We start from the raw sequence: 6,959 nt of genomic DNA on the forward strand, positions 1-6,959 counted from the left end.
AACACTTCCTTCTAGAGTATCTTATCCCTGCGCTTCTTTTCTTGCAGTTAAGTTAACTCAAAAGAACGCCGCTTTAGCGAGTGCTAATTACTCAGCATGTTATTCTAAAAATTGATAAAGCTTTTTATTTAAATGTCCGTAGCGAATAGAAGCACCAATTAAGACTCGATCGTAAAGAGCTAAATCAATATCCTCAATTTGATGTAAATCGGCAAGTTCGCAATCAAACTCAGAAAGTTCCTCTTTTATATAGTTAAGAATTTTCTTGGTTTGACCTTCACGGGAAGAATAGAGAAAAAGAGCTTTTTGCACGGGATATCCTTAACTGCGCCAAAACGTAGGGGTAAGCAGTATTAATAGTGTAAAAATTTCTAAGCGACCAAAGAGCATCGAAACAACCAATACCCATTTTGCACTGTCATTAACATCCGCAAAGTGTACGGAGACTTGACCCAATCCAGGCCCTAAGTTATTCAATGTTGCAGCGACGGCAGAAAATGCACTCAGTTCATCCATCCCTGTTGCGATCAATGCCAACATACACGCCACGAAGACCAGTGCGTACGCTGAGAAAAATCCCCAAACCGCGTCAACAACTCGCTGTGAAAGAGCACTTCCGCCCACCTTAATCGTATACACGGCTCTTGGGTGGATAAGACGTTTCATCTCACGAGCACCTTGTAAGGTAAGCAATAAGATACGGATCACTTTCATGCCACCGCCCGTAGAGCCAGCACACCCACCTATAAATGAAGAAAACAGCAATAATACAGGTAAGAATAACGGCCAATCTGCAAAACCTGTTGTGGTAAAGCCTGCCGTCGTCGAAATGGATACCGTTTGAAATAGCGCCTGATCAAAAGCGTCATAAAAAGAGTCGTAAGAATGGTGTTTGAGTAAAATCGAAAAGCAAACCGCAAACAAAATGACTTGTATAAGAGCGAAAGCTCTAAACTCTGGATCTTTAAGGTAATATTTTGGATGAACACCACCTGTCGCAAACGCCGCGTAATGGAGCGTAAAATTACAGGCTGAAATGAGCAAAAAAACAACCGTAATTAAATTGATCGCATAACTGTCAAAATACCCCATGCTTGCATCATGAGTCGAAAACCCACCAATAGCGATCGTAGAGAAGCTATGACAAATCGCATCAAATAGGGTCATCCCTGCTGCCCAAAAAGCCGTTGCGCAGGCAATCGTTAAGCTTAAATAGATGTACCAAAGTGCTTTGGCGGTTTCGGCGATTCTTGGAGTAACTTTAGTATCTTTGACCGGGCCCGGGATCTCCGCCCGATATAACTGCATTCCCCCAATTCCCAATACTGGCAAAATGGCCACCGCTAGAACGATGATCCCCATCCCACCAAACCATTGTAAAAACTGCCGATAGAACAAAATCGCTTTAGGTAATTCATCTAACCCAACAATGACGGTTGCTCCGGTGGTGGTTAATGCTGAAAATGATTCAAAAAACGCATCAGTAACCGATACATTGGGATTATCCGCCAACCAAAACGGTAATGAACCCGCACTACCGATAACCGTCCAAAACAGTACAACGATCAAAAAACCGTCTCTGGCTTTCAATTCATGTCGATAGCGGCGGTTTGGAAACCAAAAAAAACCGCCACACATCAACAATACAAAAAAGGTCGTGACAAAAGGTACACCTGCACCATCGCGGTACAGCAAAGCCACCAGCGCAGGGGCAAGCATAGAGACACTAAATAGCGCGAGCAAAAGCCCGACGATACGAATAATAGATCGAATTTGCATTGCTTTTTCTGAAGCGAAGCTTCTGACTTCCTAATTATTTTTTATGGCGGTCACTACAGCTTTTGCACCGCTTTTATTAATGATAGTTTGAGTAAAGGCATCAAGATGGCGCAATTCTATCTCAACAAGAAATTTAACCTGTTCTTTATAATCGGCTTCGACTTCTAATGCTTCATACTGCGCGATGATGGATTGAGCAATCGGCACAAAACCGTAGTCTAACGTTAGGGATAATTTTGTGGTGATTTTTTTCTCAATAGTTTGAAGCTGCTTGAGTGCTTGTTGTACTCCGCCACCATAAGCTTTAACTAACCCACCAGTGCCAAGACGAATCCCACCATAATAACGAGTGACGACGGCCGTTAACTCCCCGACACTCGATCCGGCTAGCTGCGCCAATATCGGTTTGCCCGCCGTCCCTGATGGCTCACCATCATCACTAAAACCCCACAACATCGAATCTTCCGGTCGTCCGGCAACAAAGCCCCAGCAGTTATGTCTGGCGTCGCTATGTTTTGTCTTTATTTGCGCAACGAAGGCTTTGGCAGCATCTACACTCGGAGTATGGGCCAAATAGGTAATAAAGAGGCTTTTTTTGATTTCCTCTTCAAATTGGGTGGGCAACGCTGGAATTAAATAAGGTTGTTCGTTCATGTGAAATCATAGATCGAGCGGATGGCAAGAGTGTAACACGTGCACTTAAAAAAGCAGCGCTGATCTCCATTCGCACTCAATGTTAAACAGTTGTTTAAAAAATGTATTGAAATTAAACAATCCTCAGGTCAAACTAAACCGACTGGTCAAACCAGAACTATTAATACAACAAAAACTCTCACACACGATCTTAAGGTTGTATGTCACGGAGATAGACAATGATTTACCAAGCCAACACCCTACAGGTAAAGGAATTACAAGATGGTATTGCGGAGTTGCGTTTCTGCTCCAAGGAGTCAGTGAACAAACTTGACCTTGCCACTCTTGAATCGCTCAACCATGCACTTGATGCCCTAAAAGCCCACCAAGGACTGAAAGGCCTTATTCTTACTTCCGATAAAGAATCTTTTATTGTCGGGGCTGATATCACTGAGTTTTTAGGTCTCTTTGCTAAACCTGCGCAAGAACTCGACCAATGGCTGCAATTTGCCAATAGCATTTTCAACAAACTAGAAGATCTACCCGTTCCGACACTAGCCGCTTTAACAGGGCACGCGCTAGGCGGTGGATGTGAGTGTGTACTCGCTACCGATTTCCGTATTGGTGACGCGACCACCAGCATAGGATTACCGGAAACAAAGCTTGGTATTATGCCGGGGTTCGGTGGCTGTGTGCGTCTGCCTCGTGTAATTGGTGCCGACAATGCTATGGAAGTGATCACTCAAGGCAAAGCATGTCGTGCTGAAGAAGCCCTTAAAATTGGGCTGCTCGATGCGATTGTTGATAGCGACAAACTGCTTGAGTCAGCACTCAAAACCATCACATCGGCCATCAATGAAACCGTTGATTGGAAAATGCGTCGCCAGCAAAAAATGTCCGCGCTGACACTCAGCAAATTAGAAGCCATGATGAGCTTCACCATGGCCAAAGGCTTGGTTGCACAGCATGCCGGACCTCATTATCCAGCGCCAATAACCGCTGTTATTGCAATAGAAGAAGCCGCGCGCTGTAGCCGTGATGAAGCATTGGCCATTGAGCGTAAACACTTCGTTAAGCTCGCTCATTCTGAAGCGGCGAAATCCTTGGTCGGTTTATTCCTCAACGACCAATATATTAAAGCACTGGCAAAAAAAGCGGCTAAATCAGCCAATAAAGAAACCGGACGAGCGGCGGTACTTGGTGCGGGTATCATGGGCGGCGGCATTGCTTATCAATCGGCAGTAAAGGGCGTGCCTGTTTTGATGAAAGATATTGCTCAATCGTCCCTTAATTTAGGTATGACAGAGGCATCTAAGTTACTCAACAAGCAGCTAGAGCGCGGAAAAATTGATGGTTTTAAAATGGCAAGTGTGCTGGCATCGATTACGCCTAGCCTGCATTATGCGGGGATTGAGCAAGCGGATGTAATTGTTGAAGCTGTGGTTGAAAACCCGAAAATCAAAGCCGCGGTACTAAGTGAAGTAGAAGCCAATGTTGGTGAGGATGCGGTTATCACCTCGAACACTTCAACCATTCCAATCAACCTACTGGCCAAATCACTCAAACGTCCAGAAAACTTCTGTGGTATGCACTTTTTTAACCCAGTACATCGTATGCCATTGGTGGAAATTATTCGTGGTGAACACACTTCCGATGAAACCATCAATCGAGTTGTCGCTTACGCGGCCAAAATGGGTAAATCCCCCATCGTGGTCAATGACTGCCCTGGGTTCTTCGTAAACCGCGTACTTTTCCCTTACTTTGGTGGCTTTAGTTTATTACTGCGCGATGGCGCTGATTTCACTCAAATCGATAAAGTGATGGAACGTAAGTTTGGTTGGCCAATGGGCCCAGCTTATCTTCTAGATGTGGTCGGTATTGATACCGCTCACCATGCACAAGCAGTAATGGCACAAGGTTTCCCTGAACGTATGGGCAAACAGGGCCGCGATGCTATTGATGCACTGTTTGACGCCAATAAATATGGCCAGAAAAATGGCAGCGGTTTCTATCAATACACTTTAGATAAGAAAGGCAAACCGAAGAAAACTTTCTCTGAAGAGGTTCTCACTGTTCTTAACGTAGAATGTGGTGATAAACGTACTTTTGATGATCAAACCATCATTGAGCGCATGATGATTCCGATGATCAATGAAGTGGCACTCTGTTTAGAAGAGAAGATCATCGCTTCACCCCAAGAAGCTGATATGGCATTGGTGTACGGCTTAGGGTTCCCTCCTTTTAGAGGCGGCGTATTCCGCTATCTCGATAGTCTTGGTTTACAAAACTACGTTGCAATGGCAAGCCAATACCAAGCATTGGGCGCGATGTATCATGTACCTCAACTGCTGCTCGATATGGCAGAAAAAGGCGAGACCTTCTACGGTGCTCAACAAGCAAGTTCTATCTAAGGAGAGATGTCCAAATGACTTCACATAAGAGAAATGTCGTAATTGTTGATTGCCTACGCACCCCGATGGGTCGTTCAAAAGGTGGGGCATTTCGTCATACTCGTGCGGAAGATTTATCTGCACATCTGATGAAAGGCATTTTAGCCCGTAATCCACAAGTCAACCCAAAAGAGATCGAAGATATCTACTGGGGTTGTGTGCAACAAACCTTAGAACAAGGCTTTAACGTCGCGCGTAATGCAGCACTGTTAGCTGGCTTGCCGATTGAAATTGGTGCCGTCACCGTTAACCGTTTATGTGGTTCATCAATGCAAGCACTGCATGATGCCACCCGCGCCATTATGGTTGGTGATGCTGAAATCTGCCTTGTGGGCGGCGTTGAGCATATGGGGCACGTACCGATGAACCATGGCGTTGATTTCCATCCCGGCATGTCAAAAACCGTTGCCAAAGCTGCGGGGATGATGGGGTTAACGGCTGAGATGTTAGGTAAAATACACGGCATTAGCCGTGAGCAACAAGATGCCTTTGCCGCTCGTTCGCATCAACGCGCTTACGCAGCCACCGTTGAAGGCCGCTTCAAAAATGAAATCCTCCCCACTGAAGCTCATGCCGAAGATGGTACTCTGTTCACGCTCGATTTTGATGAAGTGATCCGCCCGGAAACCACTGTTGAGGGGCTAGCACAGTTGCGTCCTGTTTTTGACCCAGCCAATGGTACTGTAACGGCAGGCACCTCATCGGCTCTGTCCGATGGCGCATCGGCGATGTTGATCATGAGCGAAGATAAAGCCAATGCGCTTGGCTTAAAGATTCGCGCGCGTGTGAAATCAATGGCCGTCGCTGGTTGCGATCCTTCAATTATGGGTTATGGGCCAGTTCCGGCTACCCATAAAGCGCTACAGCGTGCAGGCCTCACCATGCAAGATATGGATGTGATTGAGTTAAACGAAGCATTTGCAGCTCAATCTCTACCTTGCGCGAAAGATCTCGGTTTGCTCGATGTAGTGGATGAGAAGGTTAACCTAAACGGAGGGGCGATCGCACTGGGTCACCCTCTCGGGTGTTCTGGCACGCGCATCTCAACCACATTGATTAACTTGATGGAAGCGAAAGACGCCAAATATGGTCTAGCAACGATGTGCATTGGTTTAGGCCAAGGCATTGCGACTATTTTTGAGCGCCCATAACCATTCTGTTTTTCTTCTCACTGAAGAGTCTTTTAAGAGCCAGCACTGCTGGCTCTTCTTATTAGGTTATTTAGCTTGAAGCCAATCACGATAAAGTTGATCGCTACTGCCCAGATAATTTACCATCCACTCGATCAATTTATGATTATCATCTTTACGCCATACTAAACAGCATTGACTAAGCAGTTTATCAACGGTGAGAACCCGTTCAACCAACCCACCATCAACAATCAAAGGTTGTGCAATGTGTCTTGGCATATAGCCCACACCGACTTCATTTTTTAAGCATTCAATCGCACTATACCAATTCGGTAAAAGTAAGCGCCGTTGCTGCGGGTAGTGATCCGTATGCCGCTTGGGTAATACACTTGACGTGTCATCCAAACAAATCGCCGGGAACTGACTGACAAAATCTTCGGTTAAATAGGGCTCTTGAGCACAAGGGTGACGAGGAGACATTACAAATGCCCAATCCAACACACCCATGTCACGCACTTCAAAATCACCACCGACAGGAATCGCAGAGGTTGCACCAATCACAATGTCAGCTCGACCTTGCGCAATAGCTTCCCATGAGCCATTAAACACTTCCATGTTGATTTGCAGCTCAGCAAACTCAAACGTGCGATAAAAATCTTCCACCAGCGGTTTCATTTTGTCGAGTTTGACCACGTTATCAAGCGTCAATTTTAGCGTTTTCTGCCAACCATGCGCCGCGCGTTTAGTTTGTGAACGAATCTCTTCCATCTGCCTAAGCAATTGGCGAGCCTCCACCATAAACAGCTCACCAGCGGGCGTCAGCTCCACCTTTCTAGGTAAACGGCGAAACAGCAGCACATCCAAATCTTGTTCGACTTGGCGAACGCCGTAGCTGATCGCTGACGGCACTTTATGCAAAACCTCCGCAGCGGCGGTAAAACTACCCAACCGTGCGACAGTATCAAGC

5 protein-coding genes and 1 pseudogene are annotated in these 6,959 nt (G+C 45.9%); 2 read left to right on the plus strand and 4 right to left on the minus strand.

The genetic code is table 11. The features are described from left to right. Window positions 1-60: 60 nt before the first annotated feature. The 3 genes and pseudogenes from B9J84_RS13030 to B9J84_RS13040 all read right to left on the minus strand — a co-directional run. Window positions 61-312 (minus strand): annotated as a pseudogene (locus B9J84_RS13030) (flavodoxin domain-containing protein); the annotation flags it as partial. Between the two features lie 9 nt (window positions 313-321). After that, complete coding sequence (locus B9J84_RS13035; RefSeq protein WP_017046377.1) at window positions 322-1,779, minus strand: TrkH family potassium uptake protein; 1,458 nt, start codon at window positions 1,777-1,779, stop codon at window positions 322-324. A gap of 30 nt (window positions 1,780-1,809) precedes the next feature. Beyond that, window positions 1,810-2,433, minus strand: coding sequence for a YigZ family protein (locus B9J84_RS13040; protein WP_013855603.1), 624 nt, complete (start codon window positions 2,431-2,433; stop codon window positions 1,810-1,812). 218 nt (window positions 2,434-2,651) lie between these two features. Here B9J84_RS13040 and fadB point away from each other — a divergent pair, with 218 nt between their 5' ends. Together fadB and fadA are read left to right on the plus strand one after the other, a co-directional pair. Further along, window positions 2,652-4,823: a fatty acid oxidation complex subunit alpha FadB gene (fadB, locus tag B9J84_RS13045; RefSeq protein ID WP_094124312.1), complete on the plus strand. Its 2,172-nt coding sequence runs from the start codon at window positions 2,652-2,654 to the stop codon at window positions 4,821-4,823. A 14-nt stretch (window positions 4,824-4,837) separates the two neighbouring features. Continuing rightward, window positions 4,838-6,013 (plus strand): acetyl-CoA C-acyltransferase FadA, encoded by a 1,176-nt coding sequence (gene fadA / locus B9J84_RS13050; RefSeq protein ID WP_094124313.1) that lies wholly within the window; start codon window positions 4,838-4,840, stop codon window positions 6,011-6,013. 66 nt (window positions 6,014-6,079) lie between these two features. On the opposite strand, the gene punR is transcribed toward fadA, so the two are convergent. Then, the coding region (punR, locus tag B9J84_RS13055; protein ID WP_094124314.1) for a DNA-binding transcriptional activator PunR at window positions 6,080-6,959 on the minus strand (880 nt) is incomplete at its 5' end.

It is taken from the genome of Vibrio sp. V03_P4A6T147 (assembly GCF_002241085.1).
Lineage (GTDB): Bacteria > Pseudomonadota > Gammaproteobacteria > Enterobacterales > Vibrionaceae > Vibrio > Vibrio anguillarum.

Bases quoted from the DNA above. Each gene is read 5' to 3' on its own strand.
- B9J84_RS13035 (WP_017046377.1), bottom strand. From the start codon at position 1,779: ATGCAAATTCGATCTATTATTCGTATCGTCGGGCTTTTGCTCGCGCTA.
- B9J84_RS13040 (WP_013855603.1), bottom strand. From the start codon at position 2,433: ATGAACGAACAACCTTATTTAATTCCAGCGTTGCCCACCCAATTTGAA.
- fadB (WP_094124312.1), top strand. From the start codon at position 2,652: ATGATTTACCAAGCCAACACCCTACAGGTAAAGGAATTACAAGATGGT.
- fadA (WP_094124313.1), top strand. From the start codon at position 4,838: ATGACTTCACATAAGAGAAATGTCGTAATTGTTGATTGCCTACGCACC.